Annotated in this window: 24 protein-coding genes; 12 read left to right on the plus strand and 12 right to left on the minus strand. The window is 62.7% G+C overall.

Annotated features, from left to right (window positions below; genetic code table 11):
• Positions 1–31 precede the first annotated feature (31 nt).
• Positions 32–451 (plus strand): SRPBCC family protein, encoded by a 420-nt coding sequence (locus A6D6_RS16210; RefSeq protein WP_133492311.1) that lies wholly within the window; start codon positions 32–34, stop codon positions 449–451.
• A gap of 15 nt (positions 452–466) precedes the next feature.
• Here A6D6_RS16210 and A6D6_RS16215 read toward each other — a convergent pair whose 3' ends face one another.
• The 3 genes from A6D6_RS16215 to A6D6_RS16225 form a co-directional block, all read right to left on the minus strand.
• The gene (locus A6D6_RS16215; RefSeq protein ID WP_133492269.1) at positions 467–811 is read right to left on the minus strand and encodes a YciI family protein; all 345 of its coding nucleotides are present in this window, start codon (positions 809–811) and stop codon (positions 467–469) included.
• Between the two features lie 22 nt (positions 812–833).
• Positions 834–2,099, minus strand: a complete 1,266-nt coding sequence (locus A6D6_RS16220; protein ID WP_133492268.1) for an RNA polymerase sigma factor — start codon at positions 2,097–2,099, stop codon at positions 834–836.
• Between the two features lie 74 nt (positions 2,100–2,173).
• On the minus strand, positions 2,174–2,533 hold the full coding sequence (locus A6D6_RS16225; RefSeq protein ID WP_159661291.1) for a YciI family protein: 360 nt from the start codon (positions 2,531–2,533) through the stop codon (positions 2,174–2,176).
• 286 nt (positions 2,534–2,819) lie between these two features.
• Between A6D6_RS16225 and A6D6_RS16230 the strand changes: the two genes are divergently transcribed.
• Positions 2,820–3,209, plus strand: coding sequence for a nuclear transport factor 2 family protein (locus tag A6D6_RS16230; RefSeq protein WP_133492266.1), 390 nt, complete (start codon positions 2,820–2,822; stop codon positions 3,207–3,209).
• 183 nt (positions 3,210–3,392) lie between these two features.
• Here the strand turns inward: A6D6_RS16230 and A6D6_RS16235 are convergent, their stop codons facing one another.
• The 4 genes from A6D6_RS16235 to A6D6_RS16245 form a co-directional block, all read right to left on the minus strand.
• Positions 3,393–4,520 (minus strand): zinc-dependent alcohol dehydrogenase family protein, encoded by a 1,128-nt coding sequence (locus A6D6_RS16235; protein WP_133492265.1) that lies wholly within the window; start codon positions 4,518–4,520, stop codon positions 3,393–3,395.
• Between the two features lie 10 nt (positions 4,521–4,530).
• Positions 4,531–5,913, minus strand: coding sequence for a hypothetical protein (locus A6D6_RS16240; RefSeq protein ID WP_159661292.1), 1,383 nt, complete (start codon positions 5,911–5,913; stop codon positions 4,531–4,533).
• A 123-nt stretch (positions 5,914–6,036) separates the two neighbouring features.
• Entirely contained in the window at positions 6,037–6,168 is a 132-nt protein-coding gene (locus A6D6_RS22055; protein WP_255461660.1) for a hypothetical protein, read from the minus strand.
• Complete coding sequence (locus tag A6D6_RS16245; protein WP_236564134.1) at positions 6,135–6,785, minus strand: TSUP family transporter; 651 nt, start codon at positions 6,783–6,785, stop codon at positions 6,135–6,137. The genes A6D6_RS22055 and A6D6_RS16245 overlap by 34 nt, the downstream gene beginning before the upstream one ends.
• Positions 6,786–6,943: 158 nt before the next feature.
• Here A6D6_RS16245 and A6D6_RS16250 point away from each other — a divergent pair, with 158 nt between their 5' ends.
• Both A6D6_RS16250 and ypfJ read left to right on the plus strand, forming a co-directional pair.
• Positions 6,944–8,311 carry a hypothetical protein gene (locus tag A6D6_RS16250; RefSeq protein ID WP_159661293.1) on the plus strand — a complete coding sequence of 456 codons (1,368 nt, stop codon included), beginning with the start codon at positions 6,944–6,946 and terminating at the stop codon, positions 8,309–8,311.
• A 97-nt stretch (positions 8,312–8,408) separates the two neighbouring features.
• Positions 8,409–9,299, plus strand: coding sequence for a KPN_02809 family neutral zinc metallopeptidase (gene ypfJ / locus A6D6_RS16255; RefSeq protein WP_133492261.1), 891 nt, complete (start codon positions 8,409–8,411; stop codon positions 9,297–9,299).
• 333 nt (positions 9,300–9,632) lie between these two features.
• On the opposite strand, the gene A6D6_RS16260 is transcribed toward ypfJ, so the two are convergent.
• The gene (locus A6D6_RS16260) at positions 9,633–12,689 is read right to left on the minus strand and encodes an efflux RND transporter permease subunit (RefSeq protein WP_159661294.1); all 3,057 of its coding nucleotides are present in this window, start codon (positions 12,687–12,689) and stop codon (positions 9,633–9,635) included.
• A gap of 2 nt (positions 12,690–12,691) precedes the next feature.
• Positions 12,692–13,846 (minus strand): efflux RND transporter periplasmic adaptor subunit, encoded by a 1,155-nt coding sequence (locus A6D6_RS16265; RefSeq protein WP_133492259.1) that lies wholly within the window; start codon positions 13,844–13,846, stop codon positions 12,692–12,694.
• Positions 13,847–13,995: 149 nt separating this feature from the next.
• Here A6D6_RS16265 and A6D6_RS16270 point away from each other — a divergent pair, with 149 nt between their 5' ends.
• Positions 13,996–14,628 (plus strand): TetR/AcrR family transcriptional regulator, encoded by a 633-nt coding sequence (locus tag A6D6_RS16270; protein ID WP_133492258.1) that lies wholly within the window; start codon positions 13,996–13,998, stop codon positions 14,626–14,628.
• Here A6D6_RS16270 and A6D6_RS16275 read toward each other — a convergent pair.
• The gene (locus A6D6_RS16275) at positions 14,616–16,346 is read right to left on the minus strand and encodes a bifunctional protein-serine/threonine kinase/phosphatase (protein WP_133492257.1); all 1,731 of its coding nucleotides are present in this window, start codon (positions 16,344–16,346) and stop codon (positions 14,616–14,618) included. The genes A6D6_RS16270 and A6D6_RS16275 overlap by 13 nt on opposite strands.
• 58 nt (positions 16,347–16,404) lie before the next feature.
• Positions 16,405–17,214, minus strand: coding sequence for a formate/nitrite transporter family protein (locus A6D6_RS16280; RefSeq protein ID WP_133492256.1), 810 nt, complete (start codon positions 17,212–17,214; stop codon positions 16,405–16,407).
• Between the two features lie 295 nt (positions 17,215–17,509).
• On the opposite strand from A6D6_RS16280, the gene A6D6_RS16285 reads away from it, so the two are divergent.
• The 4 genes from A6D6_RS16285 to A6D6_RS16295 all read left to right on the plus strand — a co-directional run bounded on the left by A6D6_RS16285 (position 17,510) and on the right by A6D6_RS16295 (position 19,367).
• Positions 17,510–18,061, plus strand: a complete 552-nt coding sequence (locus A6D6_RS16285; protein ID WP_133492255.1) for a DedA family protein — start codon at positions 17,510–17,512, stop codon at positions 18,059–18,061.
• 294 nt (positions 18,062–18,355) lie between these two features.
• Entirely contained in the window at positions 18,356–18,451 is a 96-nt protein-coding gene (locus tag A6D6_RS21750) for a thioredoxin domain-containing protein (RefSeq protein WP_236564135.1), read from the plus strand.
• Entirely contained in the window at positions 18,448–18,861 is a 414-nt protein-coding gene (locus A6D6_RS16290) for a glutathione binding-like protein (RefSeq protein WP_201303817.1), read from the plus strand. The genes A6D6_RS21750 and A6D6_RS16290 overlap by 4 nt, the downstream gene beginning before the upstream one ends.
• On the plus strand, positions 18,858–19,367 hold the full coding sequence (locus A6D6_RS16295; protein WP_133492254.1) for a methylated-DNA--[protein]-cysteine S-methyltransferase: 510 nt from the start codon (positions 18,858–18,860) through the stop codon (positions 19,365–19,367). Before A6D6_RS16290 ends, A6D6_RS16295 begins: the two co-directional genes overlap by 4 nt.
• Here A6D6_RS16295 and gcvA read toward each other — a convergent pair whose 3' ends face one another.
• Positions 19,368–20,261, minus strand: a complete 894-nt coding sequence (gene gcvA, locus A6D6_RS16300) for a transcriptional regulator GcvA (protein ID WP_159661295.1) — start codon at positions 20,259–20,261, stop codon at positions 19,368–19,370.
• A 175-nt stretch (positions 20,262–20,436) separates the two neighbouring features.
• On the opposite strand from gcvA, the gene alkA reads away from it, so the two are divergent.
• The 3 genes from alkA (at position 20,437) to A6D6_RS16315 (ending at position 23,026) form a co-directional block, all read left to right on the plus strand.
• Positions 20,437–21,885, plus strand: a complete 1,449-nt coding sequence (gene alkA, locus A6D6_RS16305) for a DNA-3-methyladenine glycosylase 2 (RefSeq protein WP_236564136.1) — start codon at positions 20,437–20,439, stop codon at positions 21,883–21,885.
• Positions 21,882–22,382 carry a methylated-DNA--[protein]-cysteine S-methyltransferase gene (locus A6D6_RS16310; protein ID WP_159661297.1) on the plus strand — a complete coding sequence of 167 codons (501 nt, stop codon included), beginning with the start codon at positions 21,882–21,884 and terminating at the stop codon, positions 22,380–22,382. The genes alkA and A6D6_RS16310 overlap by 4 nt, the downstream gene beginning before the upstream one ends.
• A 236-nt stretch (positions 22,383–22,618) precedes the next feature.
• On the plus strand, positions 22,619–23,026 hold the full coding sequence (locus A6D6_RS16315; RefSeq protein ID WP_159661298.1) for a VOC family protein: 408 nt from the start codon (positions 22,619–22,621) through the stop codon (positions 23,024–23,026).
• Positions 23,027–23,029 lie beyond the last annotated feature (3 nt).

The following is a 23,029-nucleotide window of genomic DNA, read 5'->3' on the forward strand; positions in this document are numbered from 1 at the left end:
GGGGACTTCTTCAGGATAGTGGGTGGATACCATGCAGCGTATTGAGATCAACCGGAGCTTTCCGTTTCCGGTGGAGAAACTGTTCGATTTCCTCAGTGATCACGAAAACCTGGAACTGATTTTCGCGCCGGCGAAAATTCAGCGAATCAAGGAAGGCGTGGACGCCCCCAATGGCGTCGGTTCGGTGCGCCGCATGCGTATCCTGCTGGCGCCGCCGTTCGAGGAAACCGTGACCGAAGTGGTGCCCAACGAACGGATCGAGTATCGCATCAGCAAGGGCAGTCCGCTGAAGAATCACCAGGGCGTGATGAGTTTCTCCGCGCAACCGGACGGTGGCAGCCGGCTGCACTACGTCATCACCTTCCAGGGCAAATTGCCGCTGGTGGGGCCACTCATCAAGGCCGGGTTGCAGCGCGGCATTGAACGCGGCCTGAGCCGGCTGCGGCTTTAGTCAGCGTAACAACGGTCAGGGCTGCAACTCCCGCACCGGCCGCACTTCCACGCAGCCCACCCGCGCCGCCGGAATTCGTGCCGCGAGCTGGATCGCCTGGTTCAGGTCGCGGGCATCGATCAGATAGAACCCCGCCAGTTGTTCCTTGGTTTCGGCGAAGGGGCCGTCGGTGACCGAAGTGGTGCCCTGGTGCAGACGCACGGTGACGGCGGTATTGACCGGCTCCAGGGCCTCGGCGGCCACCAGTTGGCCGCTGGCCTCCACGGTCTCGCAGTAGGCCTCGCATTCGGCGTCTTCCGGACTCTCCGGCAAGCCGTGCAGTTTTTCTTCTTCGCAGTAGACCAGACACAGGTATTTCATTGATGGATCCTCAACGGGGGCGTTATAACGAAGATGGGATAACGGAGGACAGCTCCGTCACCCGTTTTTCCAACAAGCGCCGCTCCGCCCCCTGGTGGCTCAGCGTCAGAGCCTCCTGGTAGACCCGCAGCGCATCCTGGTGGCGGCCCAGCCGACGCAGCAGATCGGCACGGGCGGCCCGGGCTGGCAGATAGCCGTCCAATTGACCGTCGTCCAGCAGCGCATCCACCAGTTTCAGGCCCGCTTCCCAGCCATCCCGCATGGCCACCGCCACCGCCCGGTTCAATTCGATCACCGGTGACGGGCTGGTGCGCAACAAAACGTCGTAGAGGCCGACGATCTGCGGCCAGTCGGTCTGGTCGGCACTGGTGGCTTCGCCATGCACGGCGGCAATGGCGGCCTGCAAGGTATAGGCTCCGAACCGGCCCTCGCCGAGGGCGCGCTCCACCAGGGCGGTGCCCTGCCGGATCAAGTCCTGATCCCATAACGAGCGGTCCTGATCCTCCAATAAAACCACGTCGCCCTGGTGATCCAGGCGGGCCGGACGCCGGGCCTCGATCAGCAACATCAGCGCCAGCAGGCCGCGCGCTTCGGACTCGGGCAGCAATTCCACCAGCAAGGCGCCGAGCCGGATGGCCTCGCGGGACAGATCCGGACGTGTCAGGTTCTCGCCGGAAGAGGCGAAATAACCCTCGTTGAAGACCAGATAAATCACCTGCAGCACGGAGTCGAGCCGTTCGTTGAGCTCCTGCCGTTCCGGTACCTGGTAAGGGATGCCGGCCTGCCGGATTTTGTTCTTGGCACGCACGATGCGTTGCGCCATGGTCGGTGTGGCCACCAGGTAGGCGCTGGCGATTTCCTCGGTGGTGAGGTCGCACACCTCTCGCAGGGTCAGCGCTACCCGGGCGTCGGCGGGCAGGGCCGGGTGGCAGCAGGTGAAGATCAGCCGCAAACGGTCATCTTCCAATTCCTCTTCCTCGCCGGGGGGCGGCACATCCTTTTCCAGGCGCCGGGCGATCTCTTCCTGGGAAGCGTCAAAGCGGGCGCGCCGGCGCAGGGTGTCGATGGCCTTGAAGCGGCCGGTGGAGACCAGCCAGGCTCGGGGCTGCTCGGGAATGCCATCCCTTGGCCATTGCTCCATGGCGGCGATGAAGGCGTCCTGCAGAGCCTCCTCGGCCAGGTCGAAGTCGCCCAGCAGACGGATGAGCGTGGCCAGTACCCGGCGGGACTCCGCCTGGTACAGAGAGGCCACCTGACGTTGCAGCGCCGGTGAGGCGGGGCTGTCCATGCGTCGCTCCTGGGCTTGCCGGATCGGTTGGGAGGTGGAGAGCCTGTTCATGCTAACAACAACCGCGGATCGCATCATGGGGTTTCCTCCGCTGTGGTGACCGGCCGCACTTCCACGGCGCCAAGCCGGCAGGCGGGCAGATGGGCGGCCAGGGCCAGGGCTTCATCCAAATGGGCGGCCTCCAGCACCAGCCAGCCGGCCAATTGCACCGGGCCTTCGGTGGCCGGCCCCGGTTCGATCCGCCGCCGTTCATCGCGGTATCGCAGAGTGGTGGCGGTGAGCGTGCACGCCACCGTGCCGCTGGCGTGCAGTCTTTGGTGCTGACGCAATTGTTGGCGTAATGCCCGGGCGCTGTCGTGCAGTGCCCGCCGCTCATCCGCCGGCAGTCGTTCCAGAGCGTCTTCGTTCACGTAAATCAGACACAGATACTTCATCGGCGCTCCCGTTTCCCGCCTGGCTGTCCTTGAGTAATCGTCCGGGGAAGGCGGAATTCGACAGCGCTGGCGGCTAGTAAGTCGCTTACACGCAACACGCAAACAGGCTCGGGCTTTGGCGTGCAAGCGTGTTGCGTGTAAGCGTGCCAGCGAATTCACAACATTCCTTCTTTGATGGTGACAGCCCACGCCAGTGTGCTATCGTTGGCCTCTGTTATGTTTACACCGTAAACAATAAGGCGCAAAGACAATCCCTGACGATAAAATCCAACGAGAGGAACTGGCCGTGATAGAAAAAACCATCGCCGAATGGCACAAGCTGGTGGACGCCCGGGATGCCGCCGGGCTGAATGCGATTCTGGCCGACAATGTGGTGTTTCACTCGCCGGTGGTGCATACCCCCCAGGAAGGCAAGGCGATCACCACCCTTTACCTGACCGCCGCCCTGCGCACTCTGAATAACGAGCACTTCCGTTATGAGCGGGAGATTCTGGACGGCAATAACGCGGTGCTGGAGTTTTCCACCAATCTGGAAGGGATTCATATCAACGGCATCGACATGATCCACTGTGATGATCAGGGCCGTATTGACGACTTCAAGGTGATGGTCCGCCCGTTGAAAGCGGTGAACAAGATCCACCAGATGATGGCGGCGATGCTGGAGAAGTTGAAATAATAGCGCTGGCACGCGACACGCGACACGCGACGCGCTTACACGCAACACGCTGGCACGCTAAACCCCAAGCAACAGCGTGCCAGCGATGACGGACTTCCCAAGCCATCAAGCCTTTCCGTCTATCCCAAGGCCAGCAAGCATGGCGTGCAAGCGTGTTGCGTGTAAGCGCGTCGCGTGCCAGCGTTAGTCGAACAGAATCACCTGGCGAATCGCTTCGCCATCAGCCAGGCGGTCGAAGCCTTCGTTGATATCTTCCAGTTTCAGCCGATGGGTGAGCAGCTTGTCCACTGGCAGACGGCCGGCCAGGTACAGGGCCACGTACTCGGGAATATCCAGGGCCGGCACATGGCCGCCCAGATAGGAACCCAGCAGGCTGCGCTCTTCCGCTACCAACTGCACCGGGCTCACCGCCATGCGGGTGCTGGGGTGAGGTAAGCCGGCGGTCACCGTTTTGCCGCCCTTGCCGGTGGCGGCGAAGGCGAACTCCAGCGCCGGGCCAACACCGGCGAATTCCGCGGCAATGTCCACGCCGCCGCCGCTGATCGCCTTGACCTGTTCCACCGCATCCTCGTCCTTGGAGTTCACCACATGAGTGGCGCCCAGGGACTTGGCCATGTCCAGTTTGTCCTGGGCAATATCGGCGGCGATGATCTGGCGGGCGCCACCGGCCACCGCGCCCAGTACCGCTGACAATCCGACACCACCGAGGCCCACCACCAGCACCGACTGGCCGGCGCGCAAACCGGCGGTGTGCACCACCGCACCGACCCCGGTGAGCACGGCGCAGCCGAATACCGCGGCGATATCGAACGGCAGGTCCTTGCTGACCTTCACCGCGGAGCGCCGTGACGTCACCGCGTACTCGGCGAAGCCGGAGACGCCCAGGTGGTGATTCACGGTATGCTCGTTCTGATGCAGACGCATGCCGCCGCCGAGCAGCGTGCCTTCGTTGTTGGCGGCGGCTCCCGGCGCGCACAGAGCGGCACGGCCATCGAGACAGTAGTCGCAGGTGCCGCAACTGGGGACGAAGGAAAACACTACGTGATCACCGACTTCCAGATCGGTGACGCCGTCACCCACTTCCATTACCTCACCAGCGGCTTCGTGGCCCAGGGCCATGGGCAGAGGGCGCGGACGGTTGCCGTCGATCACCGACAGATCCGAATGGCACAGGCCAGCGGCGCGTACCCGCACCAGAATCTCGCCGTGCCCGGGGGCATCCAATTCCAGCTCTTCGATCTTTAGCGGCTGGGATGTTTTATAGGGGCGCTGGGCGCCCATTTCGCGCAATACCGCGGCACGTGTTTTCATCGCTCTCCCCTTACTCTTCCGGAGCCTTTTGCTCCAGATCCTTCGTGAAGGTCTGATCATTCTCACCAGTGAAGAACTGGCGGCCGTAAATCAAAATACAAAGGGCCACGCCGACGGCGAAGGCCCAGGTGGCGCCCTGGGTGGCAAGGACCGCGGCGGTGACGCCGGCGATACCCAGGTCCCGCTGGCTGCGGGCCTCCAGAATGCCGATGCGCACGCTGACGTAACCCTGGATCAGCAGGGTCAACGCCAGCGCCACGCCAAGGATCGGTTCCACCAGACTGACGATGGGCATCAACAGCAGACCGGTGTTGGTGCCCCAACGGAACGAACCGGCGCCGCCGAAAATGGAGTCCATGGCCTTGCGGCCTTCTTTGAAGCGCTCGGTAATGACTACATGCATAGCTGCCCACAGCGGGCCGCACATGGCCACGTCGGGGCCGATGATGCTCATGGTGGCATTGCGGCCGCCAAAAATCATATGCGCCCGGTTGGGATCGTAGTCGATTTTCTCGTCCTTGCGGGCCTCGTCCGCCTCGGTTAGCAGCGCCTTGCCCTGCAGCACATCGCCGAACAGCACGATATAGGCCGCCAGCATGGTCGGGATCGCCTGCAGGAACATGCCCGCCGAGGGCAGCCCCAGACCGAACAGGGTGTATTCATTCCAGAGCGTGGCGAAATCCGGCTTGGTGAAGCCCCATTCTATGGTCGGCCAGGGCGCTTCACCAAAGATCGGCGCCACCACGATGGCCAAAGCGATGATCGGAAAAATGCCCAGTTTGCCCAGCGTGGCCCAGAACGCATTGCGGTTTTTTTGGGCGTTGAAGTGACGGGAAAAGATCAAATAGAAGGCGATGCCGATGGCGATGGAAATGGTCCAGGGGAAACTCTCGAAACGGCCGCCGACCTTGAATACGGTGATGACCGCGGCGATGCCGGCGCCCATGATGATGCCGGCCTTGATGGCTGGCGGCACCACATTGACCACCTTGCGGGACAGGCCGGTGAGTCCCAGGAAAATACAAAATCCTCCCAGTAACAACTGGAAAGCGATCAGCGCGTGCACACGCTCCGGGCCTTCCGGGAAGCCGCTGCAATAGGCCATCAGCAACGGGATCGCCGGAGTGATCCAACCCGGTACCACCGGGTCGCCCAGCAGGTGGTGAGTCAGATACAGAATGCCATTGAGCAATACCACGGCAAGGGCTGCTTCAAAGGGCATGCCAAGCAGTTCGGTCATCAGAGGAATGGCCGCCAAATCCACCGCGCACATCAACAGCCCTTGCAGATAATCGGGCCACTCAAAACGATAGTGAATAAAAGGCAGCCGCAGCTTGAACGGGCCGACGGGCAAATAGAGAGTTTCGCCGTCCGGACGTCGGTAGTCACGCATAGTGAGGGCCGTACCTACTGGTGGGAATGACAGGAGGTCAGTTTAGGGCCTGTTCACCCTATTTGCATCCCGCCTGCTGGATGCAAATAGGGTGAACAGGCCCTGGGTCGCCGCCCTCCCGGGTCAAGCGCCGCCGCCCAGAGTGGTGGCCAGGTAGCGAGCCAGCATGGCGATGCAGACCACCACGATCAAAGGCCGGATCAAGCGGGCGCCGCCGCCGATCACGGCGTGAGCGCCGAGGCGCGCGCCCAGCAACTGGCCGGCCACCATCGCACCTTGCCGCCAGCGATGAACAGGGTGAGCGAGGCGATGTTGCTGGCGAAGTTGAGCGCCTTGGCGCGGGCGGTGGCGGTAATCAGGTCGCGGCCACGCAGGGCCACTTCCACCAGGGCGAAGAAGGAGCCGGTGCCGGGACCGAAAAAGCCATCATAAAAGCCGATGCCAGGAACCAGAGTGCGCTCATAGGTGGTATCGCTGATCCGGGGCGCCCGTTCCACTTGACCGGCGCCCTTTGAAAACAGGAAATAGAGGGCGATAACCACCAACACCACCGGAACCAGGATCTCCAGAATGTCGGTGTGCATCACTTGCACCAGAATAGTGCCGAGGGCACTGCCGACCAGGGAAGCGAGGAAGGCCCCGCGCACATCGGCAATGCGGAAGCGTCGCCGGCGCCACAACGTGAACGCCGCCATGCCCGAACCGAAAGTGCCCTGCAGCTTGTTGGTGGCCAGCGCCTGCACCGGCGACAAACCGGCCAGCATCAGAGCGGGCAGCGTCAGCAGACCGCCGCCACCGGCCAGGGTGTCGATGAAGCCGGCAAGCAGTGACACGAGCGCCAATACCAGCAATATGGAGAGGTCTAGTTCCACGATATCCCTTCCAGGCGAGGGCCTACTTTACCCCGGCTGATGGGGGGCTGGCGATGGCCGTCACTATGTTGCAGCATGATCTGCGTTACCATCGCGGAAACGGAAGGGATGGAACGGCGCCGCCGGGGCTTCCGGCGTGGACGACTGAGGATATTTTGATGGTGGTGTCGGGACAAGGAAAGCTGGAGGGCTGGCTCACGGCGCTGCTGGCGTTGTGGTCGTTGACCCTGAGCGGCTGCCAGCTGTTGCCGCGGGAGCCGCTGCCGGAACCGGGGGTGGTCGCCGGTGCCGGCCGGGATCAGCCCGGTACCCTGCATTTTCAGATATCTCCCGGACATACCGGGTCCTACTACGGTTGGCAGGTGGAGGTGGCCGCCGCCGAGCACAACAAGGGCTTCATTTCGTTTACCTCAAGGCCAATGGAAGCGGGCCAGCGTCTGGACACTCGCCTCTGGGCGGACCGGTATCAGGTGCGGGTGTTGCATTTGGGACGGGTTCGGTTTCAGGAATGGGTACCGGTTTCCGCCGGCGGCGACACCCTGATATCGGTGAAGCTGAGCTTCTTGCGCAGTACCGTGACGCCTCATGTGGGCGAGGAAGCCCGCCGCCGCCTGTACGGCACGCCTTCCCGGATACGTGACCTGTCCAGTAACTATCAGCCGTTTACGGTGCACGCCGGTGATGGTTTGCGGGTGATTTTCGATGGGCCTCAATACCGGGGCGAACTGGCCGGTCCGGGGCGGCTCGAGTTCATTCAGAATGGCGCCACGCTGGCCACCATGGCGCAGGCGCGTATCGCCGCCAATGAGATCATCGGTGAATTGCGCTTCAAGGATGAGCGCAAAGTGGACCAGGCGTTGAACGGTGGTTTCTCGTTTCCCGATGGCACGGTTTCCAAATGGTCCGACGGCCGCCGTTTTGACGGGGCTTACCGGGGGCTGCAACCGGATCAGGGCGAACTGCGGTTAGCCGACGGCGATCTGTGGCACGGTTCGGTGGAATTGCTGATGCCGAGAGGGCCGGGAGTGCTCAAGCGACGCGACGGTTCCTGGCTGGAACTGCCGGCGGGTAGTGATCTGCTGACTCTTACCGGCACTGTGCCCTGTGGCCGGAGTAGCGGTGACAGTGGTCAGTGCCATTATCTGGACGGCCAGCGTCTGTCTTCAGCGGTGGATTTGAAACGGCGCCTGGCCGGTCGCCAGACTCCTTCCACCGGTTCCGCCACCGGCTGCCAACTGGCCCAGGGGCATTTCAGCCGTGGGCTGGGTCGCAGCCGGTTGATACTGGGGGCCGATGGCAAGGGTGAGTTTGAACAGTCTTCCGGTGCCGGCCGGTTCCGTTTCTACACCGAGTTCAAGTATCAGGCGCAGCCCGAACGGCTGGATGTGAAGTACGGCGAAGGCAGCTACACGCACGTGGAGAGCGGGCAGGTTTTGCACCGCACCGGTATCAGCGAGGTGGCGTTGCCGTGCCGTTTTGACGGCCATACCCTGTGGCTGGAAGGCAAGCCCTACCAGCGTAATTGAGTGGAAGCGCGATTTGGCGGCCTCTGAATAAGTATGACGATGTCCCTGGTTTCGAGAGACGTCGTCATACTTATTCAGAGACGATACTGGTGCCATCATGCGTTGGCGAGGAAGACGACAAAGCAGCAATGTGGAGGATCGCCGGGGCCAGCCGCTGAGTGCCGGCAGTGGCGGTGGGGGCGCGGCGCTACTGCTGCTGCGGGTGGTGCCCTGGCTGTTGCGCAGCAAGAGTGGCCGGGTGCTGCTTGTGGTGGGCGTGGTGGGTTATGTCGGTACCCGGTTGCTGGGAATCGACGTGCTGTCGATGGGGCAGGGAAATCCGATGGCGGAGCAATCGCGGCCTCTGTCCGATGAACAGCAGGAACTGGCTGAATTTTCCGCCGTGGTGCTGGCGGAAACGGAGGACACCTGGCGGCGCATCTTCTCCGGTATGGGGAAACAGTACCGCGAACCGACCCTGGTGTTGTTCAGCAATGGCGTGCGCTCCGCCTGCGGCACCGCCAGCTCCGCAGTGGGCCCTTTTTATTGCCCCGGTGACCAGCAATTGTACCTGGATCTGACCTTCTTCAATGAGCTGCGCCGCCGCCATGGCGCGCCCGGTGATTTTGCCCAGGCCTATGTGATTGCCCACGAGGTGGGACATCATGTACAGACCTTGCTGGGCATCAGCCAGCGGGTGCGCCAGGCCCGGTCCGGCCTTTCCCAAGCCGACGCCAATGCTCTGTCGGTGCGGCAGGAATTACAGGCGGACTGCTTTGCCGGGGTGTGGGGACATGAAGCCGGGCAAAAGCAATTGTTGGAGGAAGGGGACCTGGAAGAAGCCCTGGCCGCCGCCAATGCCATCGGTGACGATACTTTGCAGGAACAGGCGGGACGCGCCGTGGTGCCGGACAGCTTCACCCATGGCAGCTCGGCCCAGCGGGTAGAATGGTTCCGGCGCGGATTCGACAGCGGCGATATCAGCGCCTGCGATACGTTCGCGCGTTGAAGCAAAAGGGTTCGTCGCGGTTTAGAGGGAAACAGGATTACCCTCCATCAGGGACAGCGGAGCCGTGTTACGCCTTTGCGGGAACGTCGTGAAGCAGGTTCCGCAAAGGCGTAACACGGCTCCGCTTCGAGGTAACCGACGGCCGTTTATGAAAAGGGAAAGGATGTTCCTGTCCACCGCGAGCAAACCATCACACCGGGAGCTTACAGGGATGTATTTACAGCGATCCCGGAAGGCCTCCATGCAGACCCGTGCCCTTGATGGAGACGCCCATTGCCTGAACCAAAAAAAGGGGGGGCTTTCGCCCCCATATGCACCACCCTTATGCCTGGATCAGCGGGCCGGACGAGGAACCCGGAACCAGGCGGCGTACAGCGCGGGCAGAAACAGCAGGGTCAAAGCGGTGGCGACGATCAGGCCGCCCATGATCGCCACGGCCATCGGGCCGAAGAAATCACTGCGGGACAATGGAATCATCGCCAGCACCGCGGTGAGCGCGGTAAGCGCGATGGGCCGGAAGCGTCGCACCGTGGATTCGATAATGGCTTCATACTGGCCTCGGCCCTGGGCCAGATCCTGGCCGATCTGGTCCACCAGGATCACCGAGTTGCGCATGATCATGCCGGCCAGAGCAATGGTGCCGAGCATGGCGACGAAACCGAACGGTTGGCCGAAGAGCAGCAGGAACAGAGTGACGCCGATCAGTCCCAGAGGCGCGGTCAGGAACACCATCACCGTCAGCGAGAAGCTGCGCAGTTGCAGCATCAGCAGCGTCAACACCACCAGCACGAACAGTGGCATGCCGGCGTTCACCGATTTCTGGCCGCGGGCGGATTCTTCCACGGTGCCACCCACTTCCAGTAAGTAGCCCGGTGGCAGGGCGTCACGGATGTCCTGCAACGTGGGCTGGATCTTGTTGACCAGGGTGGCGGGTTGTTCGTCGCCGTAAATGTCCGCGCGGACGGTCACCGTGGGCAGTCGATTGCGGTGCCAGATGACGCCTTCCTCGAAGCCGTATTCCAGGGTGGCGATCTGGGACAGCGGCACGCTGCGGCCGTCCTCGTTCTGCACCGCCAGGCTCGGCAACAGCCCCAGCGCCTCGCGCTCGCGGGCATCACCACGGACTTCCACATCGATCAACTCGTTGTCTTCCCGGTACTGGCTGACCGCCACCCCGGACAACGAGCTTTGCAGGGCCTGGGATAGATCGGCGGTATTGACGCCGAGGGCCCGGGCGCGGTCCTGGTCGATGTTCAGGCGTACCACCTTGCTGGGTTCTTCCCAGTCCAGATGCACGTTGCTGACTTGCGGTTGTTCGCGTATCCGCTGTGCCACTTGCCGGGCCAGGTCACGAACTTCGCTGATGTGTTCTCCGGAGACCCGGAACTGGATCGGGTAGCCCACCGGCGGGCCGTTCTCCAGACGCGACACCCGCGACCGCACGGTGGGGAACTCCGCCGCCAGCGTGTCGATCAGCCAGGAGCGTACTTCTTCCCGCTCCTCGATATTGCGGGTCAGTACAACGAACTGGGCGAAGCTCGCCGCCGGCAGTTGCTGGTCCAGAGGCAGATAGAAGCGGGGAGAGCCGGTGCCGACATACGCCACGTAGTTCTCCACCTGGTCATTTTCCGCCAGCAACGCCTCCAGCCGCTCCGCCTGGGCCTGGCTGGCTTCCAGTGAGCTGCCTTCGCTCAGCTTCAGGTCCACCATCAGTTCCAGCCGCGCGGAAGCCGGGAAGAACTGTTGCGGCACGAAACGGAACAGCGCCACCGCGCCAATGAAGATCGCCACCGTCATCACGATCACGGTTTTGCGGTGGTAAACGCACCAGCTCACCAGCGCGCGGAAACGACGGTAAAACGGCTTCTGATAGGGATCGTGCACTTCGCCGGTATCATCGCGGCGCGCCAGGTTCGGCAGCAGTTTGTCACCCAGATAAGGCACGAACACCACCGCGGTGATCCAGGACACCAGCAACGACAAGGTCACCACCTGGAAGATGGAGCGGGTATATTCACCGGTGCCGGACTGGGCCGTGGCGATCGGCAAAAACCCGGCCGCGGTGATCAGCGTGCCGGTGAGCATCGGGAAAGCGGTGCTGGTCCAGGCGAAACTGGCCGCCTTGATCCGGCTCAGGCCCTGCTCCATTTTGATCGCCATCATCTCCACCGCGATGATGGCGTCGTCCACCATCAATCCCAGTGCCAGTACCAGCGCCCCCAGCGAAATCTTGTGCAGGCCGATGTCGAAGTAGTTCATCGACGCGAACGTCATCGCCAGGACCAGGGGAATGGACAACGCCACCACCAGGCCAGTGCGCAGCCCCAGCGAGAAAAAACTCACCAGCAGCACGATCACCAGGGCCTCCACCAGCACCCGCACAAAGTCGCCGACACTGGCGCGCACCGCCGCCGGCTGGTCGGAGACCTTATGCAGCGACAGGCCGGCGGGCAGGGTGTCCTGCAGGTGGGTGAATTCTTTTTCCAGGTTTTCACCGAGGGCGAGAATGTCGCCGCCGGCCTTCATGGAGACCGCCAGGCCAATGGCGTCCTCGCCCATGAAGCGCATGCGTGGTGCCGGCGGATCGTCAAAGCCGCGATAAACCCGGGCGATGTCCTCCAGGCGCAGGGTGCGCCCCTCGAACCGGATCGGGAAGCGGCGGATCTCCTCCACGCTTTGGAAATTACCGGAAGCGCGCAGGCGCACCCGGTCGGTGGGTGTTTCAAAGTAGCCGGCGTCGGAAACCGCGTTTTGTTGCTGCAGGGCTTGCTGTACCGCGCCAAGCGGAATCCCCAGAGCGGCCAGCTTGGTATTGGACAGCTCCACCCAGATTTTCTCGTCCTGCAGGCCGATCAGCTCCACCTTGCCCACGTCCTTGACCCGCTGCAGGGCCAGTTGCAGGCGGTCGGCGTAGTCTTTCTTCAGGGCGTAGTCGAAGCCGTCGCCGGTGAGCGCGTAGATGTTGCCGTAGGTGGTGCCGAACTCGTCATTGAAGAATGGTCCCTGGATCCCCTGGGGCAGGGTGTGGCGGATATCACCCACCTTTTTGCGCACCTGATACCAGAGATCGGGGATGTCGTCGGAATGCATGTCGTCCCGCGCCATGAACATGACCTGGGACTGTCCGGGGCGGGAAAAGGACGTGATGCGGTCGTAATCCCCGGTTTCCATCAGCTTCTTTTCGATGCGCTCGGTGACCTGGCGGGAGACGTCCTCGGCGCTGGCGCCGGGCCACAGCGTATTCACCACCATGACCTTGAAGGTGAACGGCGGGTCCTCGCTTTGTCCTAGCTGGCTGTAGGACAGTGCGCCGAGGGCCCCGAGAATGATCATCGCGTAGAGCACCAGGGCGCGGTTTTGCAGCGCCCATTCGGACAGATTGAAACGCATCCTCAGTGTCCCCCGTCGCCAAAGTTCACCTGGCGATTGCGACGGTCCACCGGTTTCACGGTCTGGCCTTCGCGAAACAGCTGGGTGCCGGCGGCGACGATCCAATCATCGGTTTCCAGGCCAGCAAGCACTGGCACTTGGTCTTCCTGGTAGGGTCCGATGCGAACCGGCGCTTTCACCAGAGTCTGGTCCGCCGGGTTCACCTTCCAGACATAAGGGGCGTCCGCTTCGGCGGTGAGTGCGCTCAACGGGATGCTCATGCGAGTGTCGCCCTGAGGGAAGAATGCCCGGGCGCTTTGCCCCAGATCGGCGGGCACGTCGTCGCTGGTGAAAGCCACGCGCGCCGCGTAGGTGCGCAATTGCGGGTCGGCGGACGGGGCGATCTCGCGGACCCGGCCGTCATAGTGCTCACCGGGTCGCGACCACAGCTCCACCTTCACGTCCTGCTGGAGAGAAACCTGATTGACGCGGTTTTCCGGCAGATGGATCAGGACCTCGCGGTCGCCATCGGCGGCCAGCGTGAACACGGTCTGGCCGGCCGCCACCACCTGCCCGACCTCGACCTGACGGCTCATGATGACCCCGTTCCGGGGCGCACGCAGTTCGGCGTAACCGGCCTGATTGCGGGCTACTTCCAGATCGGCGCGGGCCTGGCGCAATTGTGCCGCGGCGGCTTCGAGCTGGCTGCTGACTGAATCGTACTGCGACTGGCTGATCACCTTGCGTTCCAGCAGGGTCTGATACCGTTTCTGCTCACTGCGCGCCAGATCATGGTCGGCCTTGGCGGCGGCCACCCGGGCGCGGGCGGCATCCAGTTGCAGGCGCACGTCACGGGGGTCGATGCGGGCCAGTGACTGACCCTTCTCCACCCGGTCCCCGACTTCCACCAGACGCTCGATCACCTTGCCGCCGACCTGGAACGCCAGATCAGGCTCGTAGCGGGCGCGGACCTCGCCGGCGAAGCTGTCATGGCCGGTATGAGTGCTGTTCGGCTGGACCACCAGAGCAGTGCTGATGGTGTGCTCGGTGGTGGCGGCATCACCGCTGCAGCCGCTGAGCGCGCTGGCGAACAGGGCGACGAGAAACAGCAGGGGCAGGCCGGAAGCGCCCACGCGATGAGTGGGTAAGTGCGATGTGGATCGGTTGCGGCAAGTCATGGAACACCTTATCCCTTGTTGGTACTCCCGGGCGGGAAAGAGCGCCTGCGGATAGCAGCAACAACAACGTCGTTATTTTGTCGGTTGAATGGTAAACTCGCCGGTATAGTAAAATTAGTGAACTCGCCAGTCCATCATTTGTTGAGATCATGTCGAACAATCCGACTCGCAGCGGCCCGGGCCGCCCCAAAGACCCCGCCAAACGCGACGCCATCCTGTCCGCCGCCACTACCTTGTTCCTGGGACAGGGCTACTCCGGCACCAGCATGGATGCCATCGCCGCCGCCGCCGGTGTGTCCAAGCTCACCGTCTACAGCCACTTCAAGGACAAGGAAGCGCTGTTCGCCGCCGCGGTGGAGATCAAATGCCAGGGGCAGATGCCCTTGCCGATCTTTCATTTCGATCAGAGCCAGTCGGTGGAACAGGTGTTGCTGCGCATCGCCCGCTCCTTCCATGAGCTGGTGACCCAGGAGGACGCGGTCAATCTGATGCGCCTGATGGCGGCTCAGGCCGGCCAGGACCAGACCATGGCCCGGCTGTTCTTCGAGGTGGGCCCGCAACGAACCTTGCTGGACATGGAGCGGCTGCTGGCGGAGCTGGATCGGCGCGGCTTATTGCGGGTGGCGGCGCCGGATCGTGCCGCCGATCACTTCTTTTCCCTTATCAAGGGCTGCCATGAAATGAAGGTATTGATCGGTTGTGGCGTACCGCTGACGGCGGAGGACGCCGAAGCCCATATCTCCGAGGCGGTGGCCATGTTCCTGCGCGCTTACGCGCCATAGAGACGCACGGCGAGCAGCGCCACCAGCAGTGCCAGCACGGCACTGACACTTTGCCAGAAACGCACCGGATGGCGGTCCATCAACGGCGGTCGGATTGGGTGCGTGAGCCCCGGATTGGGGTGGCGCAAGTCGTGGATAAATTCCGATAGCTCCCGGTAACGTTTGTCCGGATGCGGATGCACCGCCTTGCGCAGTGCTCCGTCCACCCAGGATGGCAGATCGCGATCATCGCGTAAGGCGCTGCGATAGCGGAGCCGGTTCTGTGCGGACCGGGTCCGGCACTGGGACACGGCGGTACCGTAGGGCAAATCTCCGGTCAGCAGTTGATAGGTGATGACACCGAGGGAAAACAGATCGGAGGCGGTATCGCCCGGTTCTCCGAGAAAGTATTCCGGCGCCATGTAGGGCAGGGTACCTTGCGGCGCTTCCCGGTCCCGGGGCGGGGCCAGCTCGGCCAGCCCGGCCACGCGGGCGGCGCCGAAGTCGATCAGGGTGACGGTGCCGTTGGCGTCGATCATCACGTTTTCGGGGCGCAGGTCCTGGTGCAGAATCTCGCGCCGATGGAAGGCGTACAGTGCGCGGGCGATCTGTTCCACCAACTCCCGAACCGTTTCCAGAGCCGGGTTGGGGTGGTCACGCATCCACTGCGTCAGGGTTTCCCCCTCCACATAGTCCGTCACCGTATACAGGTAACGACGTTGCCGTTGCCGTGGCGGCGCCTTGAGAACATGGGGATGGTCGATGCGGTGGGCGATCCATTCCTCCATCATGAACCGCTCCAGAAAGGCACGATCATTGGCGCGGTCGATGGCCGGGGTTTTCAGTACCACGGTGGCGCCACTGTCCAGATCCTCCGCCAGATAGACGTGGCTGCGGCTGCTCGCGTGCAACTCCCGCAGGATGCGGTAGCCGTCGAATTCCATGCGGACACGCAGCTCCGGCGGGAGCGGCAGATCATCCAGACGGCCGGATACGGCGGAGGGCTCTGCTTGCGGCAACCGGTCGATACGCAGCACCTGCACCGTCAGATTGTCCTCGCTGCCATGCTCGTAAGCCAGCGCCACCAGGGTTTTCGCCGCCTGTTGTGGATCGGTTTGCGAGGCCAGAGTGCGGGTCAGGGTGTCGGCATCCAGGTGTTCGTGGACGCCGTCGGTGGCCAGCACGAACCAGTCCCCTTCCGTCACCGGTACGCTGAGATGATCGATTTCCGCGCGGGCGTTCATGCCCAAGGCCCGGCTCAGGTAGCTCTGCTCCCGTGACACCCATAACCGGTGATCTTCGGTCAGCTGTTCCAGGACTCCGTTACTCAGCCGATACAGGCGGGCATCGCCCAGATGGAAGCAATGGGCGCTGTCGCCTTTGATCACCAGGGCGGTGAAGGTGCACACATAGCCCCGGTCCAGATCATAGCGGTACTGGCTTTGGCGGGTCTGCGCGTGCAGCCAGGCGTTGGTGGCGTTGATCACCCGTTGCGCGGATTGCCGTACCGACCAGGTTTCCGGAGTGCTGAAGTAGTCTTCTAGGAAGCCGCTGACCGCGGTTTCCGCGGCGATATGGCTGACGTTGCTGCTGCCAATGCCATCGGCCAGCGCCAGGGCCAGTCCCTTGTTGACCAGCGGTGGCCCCTCGGGGATCAGGGCGCCGTGGAAATCCTGATTGGCCGGTTTGCGGCCCTTGTCGGAATACTGTCCCAGGGACACCTTGAGAGAGGAAGGCATGGCGATGAGCGCCCCGTCCGATGCCGGGGCGCGGTCCTGTCGGTTGTTGTTCCCTGGATTACAGGGACCGTTTCGGCGCGGTGCGCACGTGGGTGGTGTAGAGAGTCAGACCGGTGAAGGCGAGACCACCCACCAGGTTGCCCAGCGCGGTGGGGATCTCATTCCAGATAAAATAGTCCGCCACCGAGAAATCACCGCCCATCAGCATGGCACAGGGGAACAGGAACATGTTCACCACCGAGTGCTCGAAGCCCATGTAGAAGAACAGGAAAATCGGCATCCACATGGCGATCACCTTGCCGGATACGGTGGTGGAAACCATGGCGCCGACCACGCCCATGGACACCATCCAGTTGCACAGCATGCCGCGAATGAAAATGGTGATCCAACCGGCCAGGCCATATTCGGCATAGCCCAGAGTACGGGACTCACCAATGGCCGCCAGCTTTTCGCCCACCGCCCCCGGCTCGGTGTTGAAACCGTAGGTCAGAATGAACGACATCATGAACGCCACCGTCAGCGCGCCGGCGAAATTGCCGAGGAATACCAGCCCCCAGTTCTTCAGCACGCGGTTGGTGGTCACCCCCGGCCGCCGATCCAGCAACGCCAGCGGCGTCAGCATGAAGACACCGGTGAGAAGGTCGAATCCCATCAGATAGAGCATGCAGAAGCCGACGGGAAACAGCAGGGCCCCGATCAGGGGGTTGCCGGTTTGTACCGTGATGGTTACCGCCATGGCCGCCGCCAGGGCGAGGATGGCGCCGGCCATGTAGGCACGGATCAAAGTGTCGCGGGTCGCCATGTAAATCTTCGATTCACCGGCATCCACCATTTTTGTCACGAACTCGGAAGGTACTAGGTAAGACATGGTCGCACTCTCTGGATCATCGATGTTTGCGGAAAGCCTTTAAAAGCGTCGTTCTATTGCTATGGAAAGGATCAGCAAGAACCGCACCAGGAGAGCGGGGAAATTGTTAACTATTTGATGTAAAAGGGATTTGTTGTTTTGATGGTAGTGGTGCCCCAGGTCCGGTCCGAAAGTATGGCGCCATTGTGGTGCGTCAGGTTCGGTCCGTTTTGGTGCTTTTCCGGAAGGCATGTCATTCATTGTGCGATGTGGGCAATCGGGTTAGGCTGCCGGCTTCCTCCCGCCGGTCTTCGCCATGCTTCAACAATTCCTGGAACACTTCGGCTATCCCGCCCTGTTCGTGGGGACCTTCCTGGAAGGCGAGACAATACTGGTGCTGGCGGGGTTCCTGGCGTTCCATGACTATCTGCGTCTGGATCTGGTGATATTCACTGCTTTCGCCGGTGCTTTTTGCGGCGATCAGCTCTGGTTTCTGCTCGGGCGCCATCATGGCCGGCGGTTGTTGCGACGTAAGGCGCGCTGGGAAGCAGCGGGGGAAAAAGCCCTGGGGCTGGTGCGGCGCCATCCGGATCTGTGGGTGCTCGGTTTCCGTTTCGTCTATGGTCTGCGTACGGTGATGCCGGTGGTGATTGGCCTGTCTGGTTATCCGCCGCGCCGCTATCTGTTTTTCAACGCTCTGGGCGCCGCGATCTGGGCAACGGCGCTGGGCGGCGCCGCCTTCCATTTCGGTACCTTGCTGGAAGGGTTGCTTGGCCATCTGAAGCGTTATGAATTTTATGTGTTGGGGGCGCTGTTGCTGATCGGTGTGCTGATGTGGCTGTGGCGCCATTTCCGTGCACCCCGCTGAGACACGATTCGCTGCCAAGGCAGCTTCCCACAGCGGCCCCGTAGCATTCTCTCTGTGGGAAGCTGCTTTGGCAGTGAATCGGCGCAACGGTGGGATATCCGTGGCCTACGGACCGCTTTAGCCTTTCTATATCCTGAGCTCAGCACATATCGTTTTTCCCGGGCCCGTGTCCTGGCTACCTTGCGACTCTGACTTTCCTGACAGATAAGCGAGGTTGGCCCATGATCACTGTGTTCACGGATTCCTCCCCCATCGCCTTTTCTGTTGATGAACCCTCATGGCCGGATTCCCGTCATGCGCGATGATCAGACCGGGGTGACGCTTTTCGAGTCTTCGGCGATCCTGTTGTATCTGGCGAAAAAGCCGGGCGCCTGCCGTGGGAGCCGTTGACGGCGCGTTGGGAAGCGATCAAGTGGTTGCAGTTTCATTCCGCCAGCATGGGGCGGATACTGGGGCAGCGTGTGTATTTCGAGTTGTTCGCGCCGACCCTGTCGCGCGATGTTGTTGATCGTTACCGAAGCTTGAGCGAGGAAGCTTTCGCCACACTGGACCGGCATTTGAGCAGCCGGGCCTTCCTTGCTGGCGACAACTACTCCATCGCCGATATCGTCACTTTGGGTTGGACGCACATCGCCGTGATTTGCGGGTTTGGATTTGAGCGCCATCGTCATTTAACACGCTGGCATGACGCCGTGGCGCGGCGGCCGGCGGTGCGGCGTGGCGTGATGTTGCCCGCGCCGGCCACCGGGCCGTGCCCCTTATTCAATATCAAGAACAGGCTCCAGGGTGACCAGGTATGACGTACAGGGCTGATGTGCTAACCACGCCGCTGGGGTCGATGATCGCCCTGGTTGATGAGCAGGGTGCTCTGGTGCGCCTGGAGTTCGTTGATGGGCAACACCATCCGGCCAGCGTGCACTGGCGCGGCCTGTCCTATGTTCAGGACGCGGCGGCCGTCCGTCACGTGGCGGAGCAGCTGGACGCTTATTTCGCTGAGCAACTGACGGATTTCGACCTGCCACTGGCGCCCCACGGCAACGCTTTTCTGCAAGAGGCCTGGCGTCATTTGCGGCGGGTGCCCTATGGCACCACCATCTCTTATGGCGAGCTGGCAACGCGGTTGTCCCGGCCCACTTCGGCGCGGGCTATTGGCCGTGCCAATGCCGTCAATCCGATCGCCATTATCGTCCCTTGTCATCGGGTGATTGGCGCCGACGGCAGTCTTACCGGCTACGCTGGCGGAATCGAACGCAAGTTGGCTTTGCTTGAGCTGGAGCGAGCGTTGCCACAGCGGAGCTTGTTGTGATCAAACCTCACCGTACGACGCCTCCTGCTCCAGCCATTCTCTGAAGAGTGTCATGGCCGGTTTTTCCTGCACGGAAGCAGGCCACACCAGATAATAGGCGAAGTCCGATGGCCAGGGCTGATCCAGAGCCAGCACCAGCCGGCCGGCATCGATTTCCGCCCGGGCATGCACATCCCGGATCAAAGCGAGACCCTGCCCGGCCTCCGCCGCCCGGATCAGCAGCAGCTCGTCATTGAATGCGGGCCCCCGGTCGGCGTGGGTCGGTTCGCTCACCCCCAGTGCTTTCAGCCACAGCACCCAGTCCGCCCGGTTGCTGTTTTGCAGTAATGGGAAGGCCAGACAGTCGGCGGGTTCCTGGATCAGTGGTCCCCGGGCCAACAGGGCGGGGCTGGCCACCGGCACCAGCACCGACGCCATCAGGCGCTGGCATGCCAGCCCGGGGTAATCGCCCAGGCCGTGACGGATCGCCACGTCCACCCGGTCGCGCTGAAAGTGGATCAGATCGGATGAGGCCTCCACGCGAACATCGATATCCGGGTGACGCTCGGTGAAGCGGCCGAGACGGGGCACCAGCCAGGAGGCGGCAAAGGACGGCGTGGTGCTCACGGTCAGTGTTTGCCGGGCGTTCCGGGCTTCCAGGCTGCCCAGGCTGCGTTCGATCTGTTCGAAGGCCTGGAGCAGGGCGGGATAAACCTGTTCGCCGGCTTCGGTGAGCTGCATGCCCTGGCGGGTTCGGATAAACAGAGGGGCCCCGATCCGCTCTTCGAGCTGTTTCAGTTGCTGACTGACCGCGCCGGGCGTAACCCCCATCACCCCGGCGGCGCGCTTGACGCTGCCATGGCGTCCAATTTCAGTAAAGGCGCGTAGGGCCAGTAACGGCAGAACCGCACTCATGATTTAGTTTGCCTATGTGGAATGCTTGAGAAAAATTGGATTGCTGTTCTTTCAAAAAAGAGAGTTTCTCTCTTTTGGTGTCATTTTGGAATTTAGTTTTTCTGAATAAAAAACAAAAATCTCGAGGTCCGAAAAGGGCGAGTAGCGGACGCTGCGGCGGGGTATGATCGATGCCATGTGGATTGACGATGATCAGTGTTATCAGGCTCTGCGTACCCGCGATGTTCGTTTCGACGGGCGCTTTTTCGTGGCGGTGTCCTCCACCGGCGTGTACTGTCGGCCGGTGTGTCCGGCGCGTCTGCCCAAGCGAGAGAACTGTCGCTTTTTCGCCAGTGCGGCGGCGGCGGAATCCGAGGGCTATCGTCCTTGTCTTCGTTGCCGGCCGGAGTTGGCCCCGGGCGATGCCAGTGTCGACGCGAACCGGCGCCTGGCCAGACAGGCGGCGGAATATCTGGACCTCGGCGCGGGCGATACGGAATCGCTGGCGGCTCTGGCCGAACGGCTCGGCGTCACCGATCGCCATTTGCGCCGGGTGTTCCACGCCGAATTCGGCGTGGCACCGGTGGAATACGCGCAAACCCGGCGCCTGCTGTTGGCCCGGCGCCTGTTGCGCGACACCGGTCTGACCATCACCGAAGTGGCGCTGGCCGCCGGCTTCAACAGTCTGCGGCGTTTCAACACTCTGTTCCGGGGACGCTATGGCCAGCCGCCCTCCACATGGCGACGGGCCGCGTCGAGACGCCGCCCCGGCGACGGTGAATTGGTCTTTCATTTGAGCTATCGGCCGCCTTTTGATTGGGAAGCGTTGCGCGATTTTCTTGCCGCCCGGGCGATCCCCGGAGTGGAAGGCATGGAGCAGGGGCAATACCGGCGCACCGCACTGATCCGGCGCGGCGACCGGGTGCATCGTGGCTGGCTGGCCGTGGCGCCGGGGCCGCGTAACGGGCTCACGGTGACCCTTTCCGAATCCCTGGCACCGGTGGTGCCGGAAGTGTTGGTGCGCTTGCGCCGACTGTTCGATCTGGATGCCCAACCGTCGCTGGTGGCGGAACGGCTGGGGCCGTTGGCGGCGGCACGGCCGGGGCTGCGGGTGCCCGGCGCTTTTGATGGCTTCGAAGCAGCGGTGCGCGCGGTGCTGGGGCAGCAGATCACGGTCAAGGCGGCGCGCACCCTGGCCGGCCGGGTGGCGGCATCACTGGGAGAGCCGCTGGACACGCCGTTCGAGGATCTCACCACTACCTTCCCGGAAGCCGCCGTGGTGGCCGCCGCCGAGGCGGAGACGCTGGGGTTGCTGGGCATCATCCGGGCCCGGGTGAAAGCGATCCAGGCGCTGGCCACTGCCTGCGCCGAGGATCCCATGCTGCTGTCGCCGGCGGCGGATGTGGAGCGCACCCTGACCCAGCTCAAGGCCCTGCCTGGCATCGGTGACTGGACCGCCCAGTATCTGGCGATGCGGGCGCTGTCCTGGCCGGATGCCTTTCCCGCCGCCGACCTTGGCGTGCTCAAGGCGTTGGGGGAAACTTCAGCGGTGACAGTGAGACGGCGGGCGGAGGCCTGGCGTCCGTGGCGCGCTTATGCGGTGATGCATCTTTGGTTTAGCGGCCAGGAGAACAAGACCCCATGATCGAGTATCACGCTTTACCCACATACCTGGGCGCCTTGTTGCTGGCGGCGGAAGACGACGCGCTGGTGGGCGCCTGGTTCGAAGGACAGAAATACCATCCCGACCCGCGACCCTGGCGGCACAATCCGGCGCATCCGTTGCTGTTGAACGCCGCCGATCAGGTGCGTGCCTATTTCCAGGGAGAGCGACACGATTTTGATTTGCCGCTGGCGCCGCGCGGGACCGAGTTTCAGCGCCAAGTCTGGCGGGCCCTGGGGGAAATCCGCTGCGGTGACACCACCACCTATGGCGAATTGGCGCACCGGCTCGGGCGGCCCCGGGCGGTACGGGCGGTGGGGGCCGCCGTGGGCCGCAACCCCTGCTCGGTGATCATTCCCTGCCACCGGGTGCTGGGTGCGAACGGCAGCCTGACCGGCTATGCCGGCGGTGTCGACCGCAAAGCCCGACTGTTGGCACTGGAAGGCGGCGGACCGGATAACGGCACCCTGTTCGATTGACCACGGCTGCAGGTTGATTCGCGAGCAAGCTCGGCTCCCACAGCGGCTTCGTGGCCCGCTTTGTGGGAGCCGAGCTTGCTCGCGAATACAGCGCTCGTGGTGGACCACGAAAGCATCGTGAAGAACCGCTTGGGTAACGATTGGACTCTTTTGTCGAAATCCGGGGACGTGGTACGACTAGCGGGAAACGGCGGCGCTGGCCGTCTTTTCGATCACCACCTTGAGAGGTTCCGATTATGTCCAGGATGATTTTTGTCAATCTGCCCGTCACGGATCTGCAGGCGTCCATGGCGTTTTATACCGCGCTTGGTTTCGAGAACAATCCGCACTTCACCGACGACACCGCCGCATGCATGGTCTGGAGTGAGTCGATTCACGTCATGTTGCTCACCCATGACAAGTGGCGCACTTTCACTCAACGGCCGATTCCGCCCGCCACCGCCAGTGAAGTGATGCTGGCGCTCAGCCTTGATAGTCATGAGGAAGTGGACGCGATGAACGACGCCGCCGCCGCCCATGGCGGCACCGCCGATATCAATCCGGTCCAGGATCTGGGGTTCATGTACAACCGCAACCTGGCGGACCCGGACGGCCATGTCTGGGAAGCGTTCTGGATGGACCCGTCGGCGATCCCCGGCGAATAACCG

The organism is Alcanivorax xiamenensis, assembly GCF_009846745.1.
In the GTDB taxonomy this organism is placed as follows: domain Bacteria; phylum Pseudomonadota; class Gammaproteobacteria; order Pseudomonadales; family Alcanivoracaceae; genus Alloalcanivorax; species Alloalcanivorax xiamenensis.